Below are 18203 nucleotides of genomic sequence, written 5' to 3'. Positions count from 1 at the left end.
ACGCCGGCGCGCGCGCTCAGCGGATGATGTCGGGGGCGCTGCCCGGATCGAAGTCGGCCCAGTCGCCGTCGACGATATTGCCCCTGGCGCGCTCGATCTGGGTGGCGCCGAGGCCGCGCAGCACATCCACCGCCTTGCCCTCGAGGCCGGTATCGTCGAAGGCCACCGCGACCAGCATGCCGGCATGGCGGTTCTCGACCGGTGCACGGCCGCCCGCTTCCTTCTCGCCGGCTTCCTTCATCTTCGAAAAGCTGAACAGCGAGCCGACGTGGGCGCCGACCAGGCCGCCGACCACCGGCCCCAGCGGCCCCGTGAGCGGCGACGTTGCGGCGCCCGCCACCACGCCGACCGCGGCGCCGGCGCCGGCGCCCTGCGCCACGCCCTCGGGCGTTTCCTTGGCCCCCGGCGACTGCATGTGGTCGCCGCCGATCGGGGTCTGGTCGTGCTGGCCGGGCTGGCTCAGGTAGAAGCCGCTGATGCGTTCGCCCGCGAAGCCGGCGTCGAGCAGCGCGCGGCGCGCCCGCTCGACTTCCTCCTGAAGCTCGAAGTGCCCTGCAATGATCATGGACATGAGAATTCCTCCTGGACTCGTCAGTACTGCAGAGCATGCGCGCCCGGCGGCGACTCCTCTGTTCGCAAACGCACGCTGCTTATTTCTGCATCTATTGCCATTGGCCGTAGGCCGCATGATGCAGTTCCGGTTCCTGCCACTGCGGCAGCGGGAACCACTCGCGCGGGTCGACGCGGAAATAGCGCTGGAACTCGGCATACAGCTCGGCATGGCGCGCCGCCAGCGCATGCGGCTGCTCGAAGAAGCTTTCGGTGGCCACCGCGAAGAACTCGGCCGGGCTGCTGGCGCCGTAGGGATCGAGCACGTCGCGGTAGCCCCAGTAGGTCTCGCGGCGCAATAGTTCGAAGTCGCGCGCCAGGGTCTCCGACCAGCGCTTGTAGCGTTCGGCGCTGCCGAGCAGGGGCGCGCCGTTGGTGCTGCCGGATTCGCTGTCGAGCTGGTGCGCGAATTCGTGCAGCACCACGTTCTGCGCGCCCTCCGGCGCGTGAGCGGCGCGGCGAACGTGATCCCAGGACAGGATCACGCGCCCGTCGCCCCAGGATTCGCCGAGCAGGTCCTGGCGCGTTTCGGTGACCACGCCGCCGGCGTCGACCTGCTTGCGCGGCACCAGGAAGGCGCCCGGATATACCAGCACCGCATGCAGGCCGGGATACACCTCGGTGCTGCGGTTCAGCAGCAGCAGGCAGGCCTGGGCCGCGATCGTCACCCGCATCTCCTCGGTCACCTCGAGCCCGGCGCAGCCGACGAAGGTCTTCTCGTGCAGGAAGCGCTTGACCAGGTCCTGCAGCTGCGCGCGCAGCGGCGCCGGCATGCCGCGGTACTGGACGACATTGCTTTCGATGAAGGCCAGCTGGCGGACGTCGAGCGGACGCCCCAGCGCCCGCCGCAGGCGCCAGCGCGGCAGGCCCCAGGCCAGCAGCAAGCCGCCGGCGATGGCGGCGCAGGCGACGGCGGCGCTGGTCTCCATCACGCTGCCGCCGGGGCGCCGGACGATCCGAAATGCGCCTCGACGGCGTCGGCGCCGCCGATCCGCGTGCCGCCGATGAAGACCTGGGGCCAGGTCATCTCGCCCGAGACGGCGCGCAGCACGCTGGTGGTGATCTTCTGGTCCTGCGGGATATCGGTGAAGGGAACGCCGCGCGCCTTCAGCACGGCCTTGGCGCGCGCGCAGAAGGGGCAGCCGGGCTTGGAGAACATGACCACCGGCTCGCTCGGCTTCGCTTCCGGATTGATGTGGCGCAGCATGGTGTCGGCGTCCGACACCTCGAACGGGTCGCCCTCCTTGTCCGGCTCGATGAAGATCTTGTCGATGATGCCATCCTTCACCAGCATCGAGTAGCGCCAGGACCGCTTGCCGAAGCCGAGCTCGCGCTTGTCCACGAGCAGGCCCATGCCTTCGCTGAAGTCGCCGTTGCCGTCCGGAATCATGGTGATGTTGTCCGCTTCCTGGCTACGCTGCCACTCGTTGACGACGAAAGGATCGTTGACGGTGATGCAGACGATATCGTCGACGCCATTCTCGCGCAAGACCGGCGCCAGTTCGTTATAGCGCGGCAGGTGTGCGGACGAACAGGTGGGCGTATAGGCGCCCGGCAAGGCAAAGACGACCACGGTCTTGCCCTTGAACAACTCGTCGGTCGTGATGTCGCGCCACTGGTCGTCGGGACGGGCCTTGAACGTGACCTGGGGGACGGGCTTTCCTTCCAGCGAATCTGCACTCGGTAACATGGAATCTCCTGTGGTTGACGGCGCGGCGCATTACCGCTTCCCGCCGCATATGGGAGTCCTTATCAGCTTTTCAATTGGAAAGTGGGCAGTAAAAAAAAAGCCACCGCCGGGAGGCGGTGGCGCGCATCGTGCCGTTTACTCGCGTGGCAGCCGCCATCGGCGGTCGCCCGGAGGCTCAGGGCAGATTCGGGGCTGGCTTATTTGGCGACCTGGCTCGGAGCCGGACCAAACAGGGCGGCGACCAGCGGATCGCGGCTGACCGGGCTGCGGTTCACGCGGATCGCGTAGTGGGTGTCGTCGGCCAGGATGTGGAAATGACGGCCGGTGCCTGCCATGCTCTGCTCGCGCAGGCCCGGACGCTCCTTGCGCGGGGCGGCGCCTTCGCGCTTCGGCTGGCAGATCGCGGCCAGGAAGGCCTTGACGCGCTCCGGATCCGGCGAGATGCGGTACACGGCCTTGCCCAGGTAGGTGGCGGTGCCCTCGATGTAGCGCGCCAGTTCGATCACGCCGGCTTCGCGCAGGTCGCGGATGTACTTGCGGGCGCCCGACGGCGAGAACTTCAGGAACCAGGCGATCTCGTCGGCCAGCATTTCATGCGTTTGCAGCTCGCCAATCAGCTTCTGCATGTTCTCGATACGGCGCTGGGTGGCCGAGGTCGACCGCACACGCTCGATCGGCGCCAGTGAAATCGGGGCGCGCTCGGTCGGCTGCGGGGGGACTCGTTCGATCAGTGCAGAGTTGCTGGAAGTGTGCACTGCGCCGATGTCGCCTTGCACCGCATTGTGATGAGTCGCTGCATGCATGTTGGTTTACTCCATGTAATAAGACTGTGTTCTGTGGCCCGGAGCGGCGTCGTACTTCTATGACCCTTGGTCAACACGCCGGTTCCGCTTAACTGGATACAAGATTGCCTGCGTCAGACCCGGAGTTCTGTGCGCCAGCCAACATTGCCGAAAATTTCTCAAAGTTATTAACCTGTTCAGCGTATTGACGCTGCGCAGGCATCGAATTGCTGGAAGTGGAGAAAGACGGCGGCTTTTATGGCGGGCACGACAACAAACTGCCTCGGGTAACGCTCGATGTCCGGAAGTAACGATAAGAGATCGTGACATGACGACCTAAGAAGTATTACAAATTGAAACAGTTAATTCCTTAGTTTCCTGCAAGATACTTGCATATGAGGAATATATCCGCGACATTGCGCGAAGATGTCCGCATCTTAACGGATGTGCTGTGGATGTCCAGACAAAAATTGGAACTGTCGCGTTGCGTAATTGTCACAAACACGAGTAGCTAGGTGCGCTACCGCACGGACCCTTGGAAACATGGGCTTGTATTCTTGATCACAACATCACTGTCTAGGCATGCGATGTATGCACATTTACAACCAATAGGAGTTACCTGTGAATAATATGAAGAAGATCGCTCTGGCTGCCGCTCTGCTCTGCTCGGCTGCGTCGACGCTGGCTCAAGAAGTCATCAATCCGTCCTGGTATGTGGCGCCGACCGTCGTCCGTATCAAGCCCGATCATGACTTCGGCGTCGGCGGAAGTGACTGGGGCGGCGGGTTGAAGTTCGGTAGGGCGGTGCACCCGCTGTGGGACATCCAGATCGGCGCAACTCATTCGCGTTCCGACAACAGCCTCACCGACTACCACCAGACCGTGGTCGGCGCCGACGCGCTGCTGATGCTGTCGCGTAAGCAGATCCGTCCCTTCCTGCTGGTTGGCCTCGGCGGCGAGCGCGACAAGATCAGCCGCCCGGGCAACAACACGTCCGGCTGGTCGCCGTATGTCACCGCCGGCCTGGGTCTCCAGGCAAGCCTGAACGACCAATGGTCGATGCAGCTGGACGCCCGCGCGCTCAAGAGCAATCTTCGCCACGACGACGATTTCGGCTTCTCGAAAGCCCTCACCAAGTACGTCAGCTTCAGCCTGATCTACGCCTTCAACCCGCCGCCGGCTCCGCCGGCACCGGCACCGGTGGTCGAACCGACCCCGGTGGTCGAAGCCCCGGCACCGGCACCGGCTCCGGTCGCTCCGCCGCCGCCGGCCCGCTTCGAGAAGGTGACCCTGTCGGCGACCGAGCTGTTCGCCTTCGACAGCGCCACCCTGTCGATGCCGCAGCCTAAGCTGGACGACATCGCCGCTGCCCTGCAGGCCGATCCGTCGATCACCGACGTCGACATCGTCGGCTACACCGACCGCCTGGGCTCGACCAAGTACAACCAGAAGCTGTCGCAGCGCCGCGCCGACGCCGTGCGCGAGTACCTGGTCGGCAAGGGCGTCGCCGCCAACCGCCTGCAGGCTCACGGCAAGGGCGAATCGAACCCGGTCGTCACCGACTGCAAGCAGAAGAAGAAGTCGGAGCTGATCGAGTGCCTGGCGCCGAACCGTCGCGTCGAGGTGGAGCAGATCACCGTCGAACGCCGCGTGCAGTAATGCGGCTTGCGGGAGTGTTCGCACTCCCGCTTCCGCGCCCGAACAACGCGCCTTCGGGCGCGTTATTTATTTGGAGGAAGCAATATGGATGTAAAAAACCTGCTGCCGTTTTCGCGCAAGCTCATGCACGTGATGCGCTGCGCGGTGACGGAATGGATAGACCATCGTGCCGCGAGCAAGGGCGCGGCCCTGGCCTTCTATTCCCTGTTCTCGCTTGCTCCGATCCTGGTGCTGGTGATTGCCGTCGCCGGCTTTTTCTACGGCACCGATGCGGCCCAGGGCCAATTGCTCGGCCAGTTGCGCGGCCTGGTCGGCCCGCAGGGCGCGGAAACGATCCAGGCCATCCTGGCCGGCGCCCGCAACAAGGACAGCGGCCTGTTCGCCACCATCGTCGCTTCGGTGCTGCTGGTGGTCGGCGCCACCAGCGCGTTTGCCGAGCTGAAGGACAGCCTGGACGAGATCTGGGACGCACCGCCGCCAAAGGACGCGAGCTGGTGGATCACGATCCGCACCCGCCTGCTGTCTTTCGGCCTGATCCTGACTCTTGCCCTGCTCCTGATGACCTCGCTGGTGGTGTCGGCCGCACTGACCGTGGCAGAGAAATTCATCGGCGGGATGTGGCATGACGCCACCATCATCCTCGGCTGGGTCGCCTGGGCCTTCAGCTTCCTGGTGATCGCCACCATGTTCGCGGCCATCTACAAGCTGCTGCCGCGCGTCAAGCTGTCCTGGCACGACGTGACCATCGGCGCGCTCGGCACGGCCATCATGTGGACCCTCGGGAAGTACGCGATTGGCCTGTACATCGGCAACAGCGGCACTGCCAGCAGCTTCGGCGCGGCCGGCTCGCTGATCGCCCTGCTGCTGTGGGTGTACTACTCGGCGCAGATCTTCTTCCTGGGCGCCGAATTCGCCCGCCAGTATGCGGTCCAGTTGGGCAGCCTGAGCAAGGACGCCAGGAAGAAGGAAGTATCACCGCTGGGCGACCTGCCCGACGGCAGGCCGGAACGCCGCATCCGCGAACGCCGCACCTCGGGCTCGCGCGACCGCCGCACCGGCAGCGCGCCGGACCGGCGGCTGGGAGTGGCGATCAATCACACTGCGTGATCGCCCGGCCGGGCTGCCAGCTCACTCGCCCAGCAGCTCGGCCACCACTTCCATTCCTTCCACCCGCTCGGCCACCACCTTCACCACCACCACCACGGGCACGCCGAGCAGCAGGCCCCACATCCCCCATAGCCAGCCCCAGAACAGCAGGCTGACGAACACCGCGGCCGGGTTCATCTTGGCGATCTTGCCGGTCATCCAGGTGGTGACGACCATGCCGACCAGGGTGGCGATCGCCAGCGAGGCGCCCGCTACCAGGATCACCATGCGCAGCGACTCGAACTGCAGGAAGGCGACCAGGCCGGTGGCCGAGGTGATCAGGAGCGGCCCGAAGTACGGCATGATGTGGGCCACGCCCGCGAAGATGGCCCAGGCGCCCGCGTTCTCCAGTCCGATCATGCGCAGCACGCCCCACATCAGCAGGGCCAGCAGCGTGTTGGTGACGAGCAGCATGAACATATAGTTCTGGATCGAGGTGTTGATGTCTTCCAGGATGTGTACCGTGACCTTCTTGCGTGTCAGCGAAGGGCCGGTCAGCTTGACCAGCTTGCGCTTGAAGGTGTCGCCCGCCAGCAGCAGGAAGAACACCAGGAACACCACCATGGTCGCCTGCGAGATGAAGCTGGCCAGGCCCATCGAGCCGGCCAGCAGCCAGTCCATCACGCGGAAATTGCTCGCGCCCGGCGCGCTGGACGGCGCCGCGTGCTTTTGCTGGATGGCGCGGCGCGCATCCGAGCCGGCGTTGGCGGCCGCCTGTTCGATCTCGGCCGCGGCTGCCTGCACCTGCTGGATGGTCGAGGGCTGGCCGTCGGAGGCCTCGGTGAGCAGCCTGGTGACCTTGTGGGTCAGCGTCGGCAGGCCGTCGACGATGTTGAAGAACTCGCCCTGCAGGCGCTGCATGGTCACGGCCATGCCGGCCAGGATCGCGGCCGTGACCAGGGTCGCGCCGATCGCGCGCTTGACGTGCCAGCGCTCCAGCCAGCGCACCACCGGGCTGAGGGTATAGGCAAGGAAAATGCCGAGCAGCAGGGGAACGAGGAAATTCTTGGCCGCCTGGAGGGCGAACACGAAGGCGACGGTGGCCAGGATACCCAGGGACATCCCGCGCGCGTTCACGTGCACCGGCAGGCGCAGGCCGCCGTGCATGGCGCCCAGCTCTTCGCCGGTGGGCGCGCCCTCCTCGTGCAGCAGGCCGGCTTCGCGCGCCGCGTCCTCGGGCGTACGTACGCTCGCCGGCGGATGCGCCGCGGCGTGGGATTCGGATGACTCGACGGATGTGTTGCCGGATGGAGCGAGCTGCATAGCGGTACCTGCAAAAAGAAAAGGCCAACCCCAGGGCTGGCCGATATGGTCCTGTCCAGCCGACGCGCCCGGGCGGATCACCAGGCGGATCGCCCGCGGCGGCCGGACAGCTTCATCCGGCGTCAGCTTATTCTACGCGGATTGCCCCACGTACCTTACTTGACGCGAATGTCGTTCTTCACGGCGGTCACGCCCTTCACGCCACGCGCGATGTCGGCGGCGCGCTGCGCATCCTGCGGCTGTGCCACGAAGCCCGACAGCTGAACGGTGCCCTGGTAGGTTTCGACGTTGATCTCGGTCGCCTTGACGTTCGGATCAGCGGCGAAAGCAGCCTTCACCTTGGTGGTGATGCCGGCGTCGTCGAGGTACTGGCCGGTGCTTTCGTGGCTGGCGGTCTGCGCGCAGCCGACGACGGCGAAGGCGACGGAAGCGGTCAGGATGGCGGTGGCGATACGTTTGGTCATGGTCATGATGAGCTCCTTTGTTGTCAATGCATCACACGGGTGATACGGAATGGCCTTGAAGGCCGGTTATAAATCGTTTAAATCATTTTCCGAACTGGGTCTTGGCGTTCGAAACGCACTGGTCGCGAGCGGCGCCGGCAAAGGCGTCGCAGCGTTCCATGGCAACCTTCCAGGCCGCCTCCAGCTTGTCGTCGCGCGCTTCGTTGCGCGCTTCGATGGTTTTCTGGTCGGCCTTGGCGTCGGCGCGCGCCGCGACCAGCGCCGCCTTGGCCTGGGCCTGGCAGACATCCTTCGGGTTGCCGGCCAGGCCGGCGCATTTGGCCTTGTCGCGCTCGTACTCGGCGTCGGCAATACGCAGGCGGGCCCGGGTATAGGCTTTCAGCGTGTCTTCGTACTTCGCGCGCGCTTCCTCTTCGGTGCGCACGCGCGCCGCCTTGGCTTCGGCCACGCACACATCCTTCGGATTGCCGGTCACGGCATCGCACTGGGCGCGCGCATTCTTGTAATTGGCAGCCGCCAGTTCGCGCGCCTGTTCGTACGCCAGCTTGCTGGCCGGCGTCGCCCCATGGGCATGGCTCGCGGCCCACAGCATCGCAGCACCCAGCAGCAGAATCACGTGAGGTGTTCGCATTCTTTTTCTCCTTTTTTCAACACTCAGGTGACGTTTTACTCTGCCGTAAGCACAAGTTCTGTTCGGTGCCGTACACAGCGAAAAATTGTGTGCAAAAAGCAAACAAATGGCAGGACGACAGGGTGCGTCATCGCACAGACCTCAGGCATGTGGCTGCTTAATCTGGCCTTACATCTTTGCCAGGAGAACAAATCATGAAAGCAATTCGTACTCTTGCCGCTCTGGTAGCGGCCGGCGCAATCCTCGGCGGTTGCGCCAGCAGCGACCCCTACTATGGCAACAACAGTGGCTACCGCGACGGTTACAACACCGGCTATAACAATGGCGGCTACAACAACGGTGGCTACAACAACGGCGGCTACCGCGACAATGCCTCGGCCGGCTACGGCACCATCGAATCGATCCAGGTGACGAATGCGGAAGCCCGCACCAGCGGCGCCGGCGCGATCGTCGGCGGCCTGGTCGGCGCACTGGCCGGCAACCAGGTCGGCAGCGGCGGCGGCCGTACCGCAGCCACCGTGGCCGGCGGCGTGGCCGGCGCAGCGATCGGCAACAATGTCGAGCGCAACCGCGACGCGGCGGCTGGCCAGCAGATGTATGCCGTGAATATCCGCCTGGACAATGGCGAGTACCGCACCGTCATGCAGGACAGTGTCAACGACCTGCGCGTGGGCAACCGCGTGCGCATCGTCGACGGCCGCGTCTACCGTTACTAAGAAATCTATCGGATGATGTGAATCGAAGCATGCCGGCGCCTCGCGCCGGCTTTTGTTTGCCGAGAACACGGAGGATTCCATGAGACAGCTACAAACAGGCTTGCGCGCGCGCGTGCTGGCCGGCGCACTTGCCGCCTTGTGCGCCGCCGGCGCGTACGCCCAGGCGCAGACCCATGACGACAGCACCGTCGACAAGGCCGTCGCGGCCAAGCAGGCAGGCGAAGTCAGGCAAGGCGGTCCGGGGCGCTGGGACCGCGAGGACATGTCGCGCCAGGCGCGACTGCGCACGCTCCAGAAGGAAATCGGCGCCGCCTATGAAGAAGCGAAGAATGCCTGCCACAAGGGCAGCTCGGGCGGACGCAGTGCCTGCCTGAAGGAAGCGCGCGCGAACTACGAGCAGGAGATGAAGAATGCCCCGGCCCAGCTCGACGCTGCGCCGGAAGGCTCGGTACAGTCCACGGTGCAGACCTCGACGCCGGCCTCGCGCTGAGAGCTGAGAGCTGAGAGCTGAGAGCTGAGAACCCGGAGCCGAGAGCTGGACGGCTGACAAAAAGACGGCGTCCAATCCGAGGATTGCGACGCCGCTCAAGCCCCACCATATCCTGTCATGCGGACCGGCCCGGTATTGCATTGCCGGCCGGCCGCGAATGCGCTCTCAGTATGCCATTTGCTGCGCGCGTTTGCGCTGTACGTACCAAGCGGCAATACCTGCCAATGCCGTGATGCCCAATGCAGGTTTTACGAGCTTGCGCCTACGGATGAAGCCTAGCACGGTTAGGGCATAAGGAGCCAGCACAGATACACTTGTACCGGTAGGTTTCAGCAGTGCATCGGCACGCGTGCGCAGTGCCCAAGTGGCGTGATCGATGACCGTGTGAAACATGACTTCGGGACGCGCCGCGTGCTTGATCTGGGCACGCGCATGGGCGACGCCGGCGCGGTAGAACTCGCCGTCGCGCAGCAGCGCCCGCTTCTGTTCCTCGTGGCTGCGATGATCGTTCTTTTGCATATTTCCTCCCCTTTCAGCTTGCTTGCTCACATCAGCATGTCGCGGTCGTTGCGCAGTTCCTTCATCGTCTCCGGGAATGCGAGCTTGCCCGCCTTCAGCATGGAAAGGCCCTTGGCCACCAGGATGCCGGTGATGATGAGGAAGACGAAGAACATGACGAGCAGGATCTTCCAGCCCATCTCGTCCCACGCCAGCGCGACGATGGTCGCGGTGCCGTAAGCGAGGGCGAACCAGGTGGCGAGCACGGCCATCGCGAAGATGGCGACGAGCTCGATCACATGGTTGCGCACCTCGGTCAGTTCGAGCGCGGCAAGCTCCACGCGCGACACCACCAGGCCGAACAGGTTTTTTGCCAGGCCCGTGATCCCACCCATGAGGCCGGGGCCATGTACGACTGTTTCCTTGGTTTCCATGGCTGCCCCCGGCTCTTTTATTTGCGGCCCAGCAGGACACCGACCAGCAGGCCGACACCAGCTGCCGCGGCCACGGTGCGCCACGGGTTGTCTTTAACGTAGACATCGGTGGCGCGCGCCAGTTCCTTACCCTTGACCACGGCTTGATCCTTGTACTCGCCACTCTTGCCCAGCGCCGCATCCAGCATGCGCATGCCGCGCGCGCGCAGCTCGTCGGCCTTGGTGCCGGTCAGCGAAGCGGCGGCGGTCAGCAGCGACTGGGCGTCCTTGACCAGCGACTGCATGTCGGTGCCGGCATCGTCCAGGCTGCCGTTCATGGAGGCGGCGTTGGCCCTGGCGCGGGCGGCGTCGGTGTTGGCGCGGATGGAATCGAGCATGTTGTACTCCTTTGTTCTTGGTGGGTTGATAAAGCTTTGTTATGCCAACAGGTCGCGCATGTCGTCAGCGTGTTCCTCTTCGGTCGCCAGGATCTCGATCAGCATGTTCTTGGTGGTCGGGTCCTTGTCGCCGATTGCCTGGATCATCTGGCGGTAGGACTCGATCGCCACGCGCTCGGCGATCAGGTCGGCGCGGATCATCGCCTGCACGTCTTCGGAATCGTCGTACTCGGCATGGCTGCGCTGGGTCAGCGTGGCCGGGTTGAAGTTCGGCGAACCGTTCAGCTGCACGATGCGCTCGGCGATGCGGTCGGCGTGGTCCTGCTCCTGCTGGGCGTGCTCGAGGAATTCGGCCTTGATGTGTCCGGTGTTCGGGCCGCTGACGGTGTAGTAGTGGCGCTTGTAGCGCAGCACGCACAGCAGCTCGGTGGCCAGCGCGGCGTTGAGCATGGCGATCACGGCTTCGCGGTCGGCGGCATAACCCTCGGTGACGGCGCCGTCCTCGAGGTTGGCGGCCGCGCGGCGGATTTCTTCGATGTCGAAGCCGTGGGCCAGTTTGGAGTTCGTCTCGTTCATGGGTAATCTATCCTTCTATAAAAAAATCTGGAGCAAATCAGCGCGCCGTCGCTCGCGGCGGGATGGGCGCGTTCTCGTTCGACAGCACGATCTCGACGCGGCGGTTCAGCTGGCGGTTCGAGGCGGTGTCGTTCGACGCCACCGGATACGCTTCGCCGTAGCCGCGCATCGCCACGCGCTGCCGTTCCACGCCGAGGCTGGTCAGGGCCTGGGCCACGGATTGCGCGCGGCGCTCCGACAGCTCCTGGTTGTGGGCGTGGCTGCCGGTGCTGTCGGTAAATCCTTCGACCAGCACGGTGCGGTCGGGGTTCTGCATCATGACCTCGGCCAGTTTGCGCACGGTCGCCATGCCGTTCGCGTTCAGCTCGGCGCGGTCGGTGCCGAACAGCACGTCGCCGATCGTCACCACCATGCCGCGCTCGGTCTTCTGCGCATGCAGCTCGACCAGGATCGCTTCCAGGCGCGCGGAACGCTCGGCCAGCTGGGCTGCCTGCTGCTGGGCGGCGGCGGCCTGGGCCTGGGCATCCTGGGCCTGCTGCTGGGCGGTGGCCACCTGGGCGTTGGCGGCGGCGGCTTCGCGCTTGGCGCGCTCGGCCTCGGCGGTGCGGGCTTCGAGCTGCACGCGGTCGCGCTGGCGGCTGGCGTCGGCGATCTCGGCCTCGGCCGTCTTGGCCTTCGCCACTTCCTGGGCGGTGGCGATGCGCTGCTTGGCCACATAGGCCAGGCGGTCGATCGTGTCCAGGCTCTCGCGCTTGGCGGCGGCCTGGTTGGCGCGGTCGAGGGCTTCGCTGGCCTGGCGGAATTCGAGCGGCGCATTGCTCGCGACCTGAGGATTATTGCTGGCGGCCACGTAGTCGGCGCGCGCCTCGTCGAGGGTCGCGGTGGTGGTCGGGACGGTGCTGCAGCCAGCCAGCAGCACGGCGCCGGCGAACATCGCCGACTTCAAAAAATGCGCTTTCATGGTGAGTCCTTTCTTCTTATGGGCGCCTGCCGGCGCGGGTATTGCCTAGCTTATTGCTGATCGGAATTGGCGCGGTCCACTTCCTGGCGCAGCACGCGCAGGTCTTCGTTGAGCGCGTTCGATGCCGCGGTGGCCTTGGCCGAATTCGCCTTGGCCTGGGCCAGCTTGGCGTCCGCCTGGGCCTGCACCGCCAGCTCGCGCGCCCGCTTGTAGTCCTTGGCTGCCAGCGCCTGGTTGGCCTGCATCATCTTGGCGCGGGCGGCGCTGATCTCTTCGGGCGCCAGTTCGGGCGCGCCGGCCGATACGGCGTTATCGACGGCGTTGTGCGACACCGCGACGGCAGCCGTGGCCGGCGTCTTCTCCGGGCTGGCGCAGGCGGCCAGGCTCAGGACCGCGGCAGCCGCGCCAACCCGCAGCAGCAGGTTCATCGATTTCATGTCCATCGTTTTCTCCGCTTGAAGGAAATGTGTTGGTAACGTTATAAGCCCCTTGCCCGAAGAGATCGGTTCGCTGCCGCACATAGGGGCGATCTGGCGCAAGGCACACCCAGGTTGGGTGCGACACCGCACATTGATCTGCAGACCTTTACGTTAATCTGGCTTCAACACACTCCCACCAGAAGGACTGCCCATGACAACCCAACAGCATGAGGAGAACAAGTCCGCGGACAAGGAAGACCGCGGCAGCGCCGGCGGCGGCAGGCGGCACGGCTCGCACACCATCTCGCGCCCGCTGAAGATCACGTTCTGGATCCTCGGCATCCTGATCGCCGTTCCCGTCATCGCCATCATCATCCTGCTCACTTTCGACTGGAACCGGGTCAAGCCCTGGCTGAACGCGAAGGTCAGCGAGGCGATCGAGCGCCCCTTCGCCATCGTCGGCGACCTCTCCGTGAAATGGGAACGGCCATCGGACACGATCGTGCCGGGCCAGCGGACCTGGCGCGACCATATCCCCTGGCCGCACCTGTACGCCAATGACGTGCACGTCGGCAATCCGGCGAACATGCCGAAGGGCGACACCGCCAGCGTGCGCCAGTTCTCGTTTTCGCTGAATCCTTTCCCCCTGCTCAGCCACACCATCGACATTCCGGTGCTGCGCGTCGACGGCCCGCGCGTCGACCTGCTGCGCACCGACGCCAGCCACTACAACTGGGTCTACAAGCACGAAGAAAAGCAGTCGAAGTGGAAGCTGGACCTCGAGCGGCTGGTGCTGTCGAAGGGCGTCATTCATATCAAGGATGCGGTCACCGACGCCGACATCACCGCCGACGTCGACACGCTCGCCAAGGACCCGACCTACGGCATCGGCTTCACGGTGCACGGAACCTATAACGATGCGCCGGTGACGGGCGGCGGCAAGCTGGGTGGCGTGCTGACCCTGAAGGACCAGGACGCGCCCTTCCCGATCCAGGCCGACGTGCATTCCGGCCCCTACCGCCTGGCGGTCGAGGGCACGGTCACGCGGCCGGCGAAACTGGCCGGGCTCGACCTGCGCCTGAAGCTGGCCGGCCCCAGCATGGCGCGCCTGTACGCCTTCACCGGCGTGGTGCTGCCGGAGACCCCGGCCTTCTCGACCGAGGGCCACCTGACCGGCGCGCTGGGCGAAGGCGCGAACGGCAAGGGCAGCAGCTGGACCTACGACAAGTTCAAGGGCAAGGTCGGCGAATCCGACATCGCCGGCAGCCTGAGCTTCGAGAGCCGCAAGCCGCGCAACAAGCTCAGCGCCACCATCCACTCGAACCAGTTGCGCTTCGCCGACCTCGGCCCGCTGATCGGCGCCGATTCCAACGCCAGCAAGCGCGAACGCGGCGTGGCGGCGGTCCAGCCGGCGAACAAGGCCCTGCCAGTGGAAAAATTCCACACCGAAAAGTGGAAAGTGCTGGACGCCGACGTGCACTTCTCGGCCGATCGCATCGTCAAGACCGCGGAGCTGCCGCTCAACAAACTGAAGACCCACCTGACCATGGAGAACGGCGTGCTGCGCCTGAATCCGCTGGACTTCGGCCTGGCCGGCGGCACCGTGACCTCGACCGTCACCCTCGACGGCAGCGGCGGCGCGGGCAAGGATGCGATCAAGGCCACGCTCGACGCCACCGGACGCCACATCGAGGTCAAGCAGCTGTTCCCGCAGATCCAGAAGATCCAGCAGGCCACCGCCGGCGCCGTCTTTGCCCAGACCAAGCTGACCGCCACCGGCGATTCGGTCGGCGAGATGCTGGCCAAGTCGAACGGCGAAGTGAAGGCCCTGGTGAGCCAGGGGGTGGTCAGCAAGCTGCTGCTCGAGGAAGCCGGCCTGAACGTCGGCAACGTCATCATCACCAAGCTGTTCGGCGACAAGCAGGTGCAGCTGAACTGCCTGGCGTCCGACCTCGACGTCAAGAACGGCGTGGCGACGACGAATACCTTCGTGCTCGACACCGACGAGGCGATCGTCGACATCAACGGCTGGATCAACCTCGGCAACGAGAAGATCGACCTGCGCGTCAAGCCCGAGACCAAGGGGCTGCGCCTGTTCACCCTGCGCACGCCCTTCTACGTGCGCGGCACCTTCAAGCAGCCCGACCTGCAGCTCGACAAGAAAGTACTGGCGCTGAAAGGCGGCGCCGCCGCCGCGCTGGCGATCGTGGCCGCGCCGGCCGCCGCCCTGCTCCCGCTGATCAACACCGGACCGGGCAAGGACAGCCCCTGCGCCGCCCTGCTGGCCCAGGCCGGGGCCAAGCCGCAGGCGCCGCCGCCGGGCCGGCAGAAACGCTGAGCACGATAGTGTGAGTTGTCGTACAGACCCATCTATCGTGCGCACTTAATCTGGAAGCACTGAAACACGCAACACGGCAAGGAAGATAGATGAAGCAATTCGGATGTACCGCGACGCTGCTGGCCGCCTTGGTGCTGGGATTGGCGACCGTCACGGGATGTGCGGCAACCGGCGAAGCAGCCGGCCAGGCCATCGATGACGCCACCATCACGACCGGAGTCAAGGCAGCCATCGGCGGGGATCCGAACCTGTCGGTTTCCGATCTGCATGTGGAAACCGAACAGGGAATCGTCCAGCTTAGCGGATTCGTCCGCTCGGCGGACGATGTGGCGGCAGCCGCAGCGGCTGTGCGCACCGTAAGGGGCGTGAAATCGGTCAGAAACGACCTGCGTCTCAGGTAAGAAGTAAAGCAAAAACCCACCGTAAGGAGATCCATCATGAAAACCATCAAACAAATCGTTGTGACCGCTTCCCTGGCAACCGCCGCCCTGGCACTGACCGGCTGCGCCGACATGAACCGCCAGGACCGTAATACCGCCGTCGGCGCCGGCGTCGGCGCCGTGGCCGGTTCCGTCCTGACCGGCGGCAGCGCTGTCGGCGCAGTCGGCGGCGCAGCCGTCGGCGGCGTGATCGGCAACCAGACCGGCAAGACCCACTAAGTCGTGCCAGGCAGGCCGGCGCGAGCCGGTCCGCAAACAAGAACGCCCCGTTTCGACGGGGCGTTCTGTTTTTCGGGGACCGGTTTACCGGAAAGATTTATACGAACAGCGGTGCGGATGCCGAGACACCGGCGCCCGCTCCTGCCTCGCGCACGATCTCGTAGCAGGTGCAGGCGGCCTGGGCCAGGCCTTCGGGATCGAGGATCTCGATATTGCCGCGGCTGTAGTTGATCAGCCCCTGCTGCTGCAGGGCGCTGGCGGCCTTGGTGACGCCGACCCGCCGCACGCCCAGCGCATGCGCGAGGAACTCGTGGGTCAGGTGGAAGCGGTCGGACTGCAGGCGGTCGCGCGTGACCAGCAGCGAACGCGCCAGGCGCGCCTCCAGCACGTGGTAGCGGCTGCAGACGGCGATCTGGATGGCCTGGCCGAGCAGCGAGTCGGTGTAGCGGTACAGCACGCGCTGCAGGGCCGGGCTGCGCGCGAACTCGGCGCGGAACAGGTCGGCGTCGATGCGGCTGGCGCTGCCGGCGCGCTGCACCACGGCGCGCACCTGGGTGGTGTCGTGGCCAAGGGCGACGGTGGCGCCGATCATGCCTTCGCGGCCGACCAGGCCGACCTCGAGCGTCATGCGGACTTCGGCCACGGCCATCATCGAGACCAGGCAATCGTGCGGAAAATAGATCTGGCGGATGGGGTCGCCCGGTTCGCACAACACGGCGCCGACCTCCACCTGGACCTGGTCGAGCGCCGGCAGCATGCGTGCCAGGTCTTCCGGTGGAAGCGCATTCAGCAGCAGGTTGGCGTTATGCTCGGCGACCATTGGTGCAGCAGGATAATTCATCGGACCCTCGCGGTTGGGCGCCGCCCGGATAAGCCCGGCGCCGCAGTATCATTTGCTAACAACTTCAGGTCAGCGTACCGGCGCGGTAAGGGGAAGTATGTACGGTGACGCACGGAATATCATGTTGTTGGAATGGACAATGAATGGACCGAACTGAAGAAAACAAGGACCAGCCATGAACACACATCCGACACCGCCGGCACGCCGCGGACAGCATCCCCTCCTGATCCTCGCGGCGCTCGCCGTGATCCTGTTCTGCGCGGTCGGCACCGCCGCCATCATGGGCTGGCTGCCGTCCTCGAAGGGCCGCACCACGAACGGCGGACTGAATGAAGCGGACCGCGCCGCGCTGTCGGCCAGCCTGCAGCAGCCGAACGCGATGGCGCCGGCGTATCCGGCCCAGCCGGTAGCCGGCGCGTATGCGCCCGCCGTCCCCGCCCCGGCGCCGCTCCCGCCTGCGCCCGCCACCGCCAGCACCTACGCCCCGGCCGCCGCGCCGGGCTATGCCGCCGAGAGCGGCGCGGCCTACGGCAGCAGCGTCCAGGGTGCGGCCGCTTCCGGCTACGCCGAGCCGGCGCCGCTGCGCGAGAGCCATCCGAAAGCCAAGGCCAGCACCCGCGTGGCCCAGGAAGAGTCGTCGAGCCGCTGGTGCGGCAGCTGCGGCAATGTCGAATCGATCCGCCAGATCACGACCCGCGCCCAGGGCAGCGGCGTCGGCGCGGCCGGCGGCGCCATCCTCGGCGGCCTGCTTGGCAACCAGGTCGGCAGCGGCCACGGCCGCCAGCTGGCGACGGTGGCCGGCGCGGTCGGCGGCGCCGTGATGGGCAACCAGGTCGAAGGCAATATGAAGGCCAATCACAGCTACGAGATCCGGGTCCGGCTGGACGACGGCACCCTGCGTACCTTCCACCAGCAGAGCGTGCCGCAGTGGCGTACCGGCGACCGCGTCCGCATCGTGAAAGGGTCGCTGCGTTCGGCCTGAAGCACTGGCTGATGCACCGGAATGGTGCCCGGCCATGCGTGGCGGGTGAAGTGAAGACGGGGCTGCAGCCCCGTTTTTGTTTTCTTTTTCGCAATGTGCGCCAGCGCACGGAACTCGACCGTATAGCGATCAAGAATCAATCCACGCCGGAAAAGATGGCGGAGAACAAAACTCGAAAGGACGTCCAATGAACAGCATTGCTTGGGTCGGGATCATTCTCTGGGGTGTACTTCTCACCGGCTTCGGCCTCGTCAGTGCCGGTCCGGTGCAGCCGGGCAGCGGCGAGATCGCCGCGCACGACGTGTTCTTCGTGATCAGCGGCGGCCTGCTGACCTGCATGATCGGCTTCGTGGGCCTGATGGGTTTCATCGGCTGGATTCCAGGCTTGCGAAAAGAACAAAAATCCGCGGCATAATGTACGTCAGCGTACGGAGCACAGCCACGGATCCCGGGATACTGAACTCACGGCAAAGACATCGCCGGTTAAAACGGAAAGGACATTGTCATGCTCTACACTATCGCTGTTGTACTCATCCTTCTGTGGCTGCTTGGTCTGGTCACTTCCTACACCGTCGGCGGCTTCATCCACATCCTGCTGGTCGTTGCCGTCATCATGATCCTGGTTCGCCTGATCAGTGGACGCGGCATATAAAGCCCGCCACTTAACA

24 protein-coding genes are annotated in these 18203 nt (G+C 65.3%); 10 read left to right on the top strand and 14 right to left on the bottom strand.

Annotated features, from left to right (window positions below):
* Positions 1 to 16: 16 nt before the first annotated feature.
* The 4 genes from AM586_RS24035 to AM586_RS24020 form a co-directional block, all read right to left on the bottom strand.
* Positions 17 to 571 carry a glycine zipper domain-containing protein gene (locus AM586_RS24035; protein WP_047825539.1) on the bottom strand — a complete coding sequence of 185 codons (555 nt, stop codon included), beginning with the start codon at positions 569 to 571 and terminating at the stop codon, positions 17 to 19.
* Positions 572 to 662: 91 nt separating this feature from the next.
* Positions 663 to 1538: a zinc-dependent peptidase gene (locus AM586_RS24030; protein ID WP_047825540.1), complete on the bottom strand. Its 876-nt coding sequence runs from the start codon at positions 1536 to 1538 to the stop codon at positions 663 to 665.
* Entirely contained in the window at positions 1538 to 2299 is a 762-nt protein-coding gene (locus tag AM586_RS24025) for a glutathione peroxidase (RefSeq protein ID WP_047825541.1), read from the bottom strand. Before AM586_RS24025 ends, AM586_RS24030 begins: the two co-directional genes overlap by 1 nt.
* Before the next feature lie 197 nt (positions 2300 to 2496).
* Positions 2497 to 3102, bottom strand: coding sequence for a winged helix-turn-helix domain-containing protein (locus AM586_RS24020; RefSeq protein WP_047825542.1), 606 nt, complete (start codon positions 3100 to 3102; stop codon positions 2497 to 2499).
* Positions 3103 to 3711: 609 nt separating this feature from the next.
* Between AM586_RS24020 and AM586_RS24015 the strand changes: the two genes are divergently transcribed.
* A complete protein-coding gene (locus AM586_RS24015; RefSeq protein WP_047825543.1) occupies positions 3712 to 4740 on the top strand; it encodes an OmpA family protein in 1029 nt (342 codons plus the stop codon).
* 84 nt (positions 4741 to 4824) lie between these two features.
* Positions 4825 to 5847 carry a YihY/virulence factor BrkB family protein gene (locus AM586_RS24010; RefSeq protein WP_082439507.1) on the top strand — a complete coding sequence of 341 codons (1023 nt, stop codon included), beginning with the start codon at positions 4825 to 4827 and terminating at the stop codon, positions 5845 to 5847.
* 21 nt (positions 5848 to 5868) lie between these two features.
* Here the strand turns inward: AM586_RS24010 and AM586_RS24005 are convergent, their stop codons facing one another.
* From AM586_RS24005 to AM586_RS23995, 3 genes are all read right to left on the bottom strand, one after another.
* The gene (locus tag AM586_RS24005; protein WP_082439506.1) at positions 5869 to 7149 is read right to left on the bottom strand and encodes an AI-2E family transporter; all 1281 of its coding nucleotides are present in this window, start codon (positions 7147 to 7149) and stop codon (positions 5869 to 5871) included.
* A 155-nt stretch (positions 7150 to 7304) separates the two neighbouring features.
* Positions 7305 to 7619: a BON domain-containing protein gene (locus AM586_RS24000; protein WP_060566757.1), complete on the bottom strand. Its 315-nt coding sequence runs from the start codon at positions 7617 to 7619 to the stop codon at positions 7305 to 7307.
* A 76-nt stretch (positions 7620 to 7695) separates the two neighbouring features.
* On the bottom strand, positions 7696 to 8244 hold the full coding sequence (locus AM586_RS23995; RefSeq protein ID WP_047825544.1) for a hypothetical protein: 549 nt from the start codon (positions 8242 to 8244) through the stop codon (positions 7696 to 7698).
* A 194-nt stretch (positions 8245 to 8438) separates the two neighbouring features.
* Here AM586_RS23995 and AM586_RS23990 point away from each other — a divergent pair, with 194 nt between their 5' ends.
* Both AM586_RS23990 and AM586_RS23985 read left to right on the top strand, forming a co-directional pair.
* Positions 8439 to 8960 carry a glycine zipper 2TM domain-containing protein gene (locus tag AM586_RS23990; protein WP_047825545.1) on the top strand — a complete coding sequence of 174 codons (522 nt, stop codon included), beginning with the start codon at positions 8439 to 8441 and terminating at the stop codon, positions 8958 to 8960.
* A 79-nt stretch (positions 8961 to 9039) separates the two neighbouring features.
* Positions 9040 to 9450, top strand: a complete 411-nt coding sequence (locus AM586_RS23985; protein WP_047825546.1) for a hypothetical protein — start codon at positions 9040 to 9042, stop codon at positions 9448 to 9450.
* Between the two features lie 165 nt (positions 9451 to 9615).
* On the opposite strand, the gene AM586_RS23980 is transcribed toward AM586_RS23985, so the two are convergent.
* From AM586_RS23980 to AM586_RS23955, 6 genes are all read right to left on the bottom strand, one after another.
* Positions 9616 to 9969 carry a hypothetical protein gene (locus AM586_RS23980; protein WP_047825547.1) on the bottom strand — a complete coding sequence of 118 codons (354 nt, stop codon included), beginning with the start codon at positions 9967 to 9969 and terminating at the stop codon, positions 9616 to 9618.
* A gap of 26 nt (positions 9970 to 9995) precedes the next feature.
* A complete protein-coding gene (locus AM586_RS23975) occupies positions 9996 to 10382 on the bottom strand; it encodes a phage holin family protein (protein ID WP_047825548.1) in 387 nt (128 codons plus the stop codon).
* 17 nt (positions 10383 to 10399) lie between these two features.
* The gene (locus AM586_RS23970; protein ID WP_047825590.1) at positions 10400 to 10699 is read right to left on the bottom strand and encodes a YqjD family protein; all 300 of its coding nucleotides are present in this window, start codon (positions 10697 to 10699) and stop codon (positions 10400 to 10402) included.
* A gap of 99 nt (positions 10700 to 10798) precedes the next feature.
* Positions 10799 to 11335: a bacterioferritin gene (locus AM586_RS23965; protein ID WP_047825549.1), complete on the bottom strand. Its 537-nt coding sequence runs from the start codon at positions 11333 to 11335 to the stop codon at positions 10799 to 10801.
* A 37-nt stretch (positions 11336 to 11372) separates the two neighbouring features.
* A complete protein-coding gene (locus tag AM586_RS23960; protein ID WP_047825550.1) occupies positions 11373 to 12296 on the bottom strand; it encodes an OmpA family protein in 924 nt (307 codons plus the stop codon).
* Positions 12297 to 12346: 50 nt separating this feature from the next.
* Positions 12347 to 12739, bottom strand: coding sequence for a DUF4398 domain-containing protein (locus AM586_RS23955; RefSeq protein WP_229411190.1), 393 nt, complete (start codon positions 12737 to 12739; stop codon positions 12347 to 12349).
* 187 nt (positions 12740 to 12926) lie between these two features.
* Here AM586_RS23955 and AM586_RS23950 point away from each other — a divergent pair, with 187 nt between their 5' ends.
* From AM586_RS23950 to AM586_RS23940, 3 genes are all read left to right on the top strand, one after another.
* A complete protein-coding gene (locus tag AM586_RS23950; RefSeq protein ID WP_082439503.1) occupies positions 12927 to 15053 on the top strand; it encodes an AsmA family protein in 2127 nt (708 codons plus the stop codon).
* Between the two features lie 89 nt (positions 15054 to 15142).
* Positions 15143 to 15454 carry a BON domain-containing protein gene (locus tag AM586_RS23945; protein ID WP_047825551.1) on the top strand — a complete coding sequence of 104 codons (312 nt, stop codon included), beginning with the start codon at positions 15143 to 15145 and terminating at the stop codon, positions 15452 to 15454.
* Positions 15455 to 15490: 36 nt separating this feature from the next.
* Positions 15491 to 15712: a glycine zipper 2TM domain-containing protein gene (locus AM586_RS23940; protein ID WP_047825552.1), complete on the top strand. Its 222-nt coding sequence runs from the start codon at positions 15491 to 15493 to the stop codon at positions 15710 to 15712.
* 97 nt (positions 15713 to 15809) lie between these two features.
* Here the strand turns inward: AM586_RS23940 and AM586_RS23935 are convergent, their stop codons facing one another.
* Positions 15810 to 16553 (bottom strand): Crp/Fnr family transcriptional regulator, encoded by a 744-nt coding sequence (locus tag AM586_RS23935; RefSeq protein ID WP_047825553.1) that lies wholly within the window; start codon positions 16551 to 16553, stop codon positions 15810 to 15812.
* A 175-nt stretch (positions 16554 to 16728) separates the two neighbouring features.
* Here AM586_RS23935 and AM586_RS23930 point away from each other — a divergent pair, with 175 nt between their 5' ends.
* The 3 genes from AM586_RS23930 (at position 16729) to AM586_RS23920 (ending at position 18187) form a co-directional block, all read left to right on the top strand.
* On the top strand, positions 16729 to 17535 hold the full coding sequence (locus AM586_RS23930; protein WP_047825554.1) for a glycine zipper 2TM domain-containing protein: 807 nt from the start codon (positions 16729 to 16731) through the stop codon (positions 17533 to 17535).
* 187 nt (positions 17536 to 17722) lie between these two features.
* Positions 17723 to 17950 carry a hypothetical protein gene (locus tag AM586_RS23925; protein WP_047825555.1) on the top strand — a complete coding sequence of 76 codons (228 nt, stop codon included), beginning with the start codon at positions 17723 to 17725 and terminating at the stop codon, positions 17948 to 17950.
* Between the two features lie 90 nt (positions 17951 to 18040).
* Complete coding sequence (locus tag AM586_RS23920; protein WP_109370519.1) at positions 18041 to 18187, top strand: lmo0937 family membrane protein; 147 nt, start codon at positions 18041 to 18043, stop codon at positions 18185 to 18187.
* Positions 18188 to 18203 lie beyond the last annotated feature (16 nt).

The sequence above is a fragment of the Massilia sp. WG5 genome (assembly GCF_001412595.2).
GTDB lineage: Bacteria > Pseudomonadota > Gammaproteobacteria > Burkholderiales > Burkholderiaceae_D > Telluria.
This window is presented reverse-complemented; position numbering and strand designations above follow the sequence as displayed.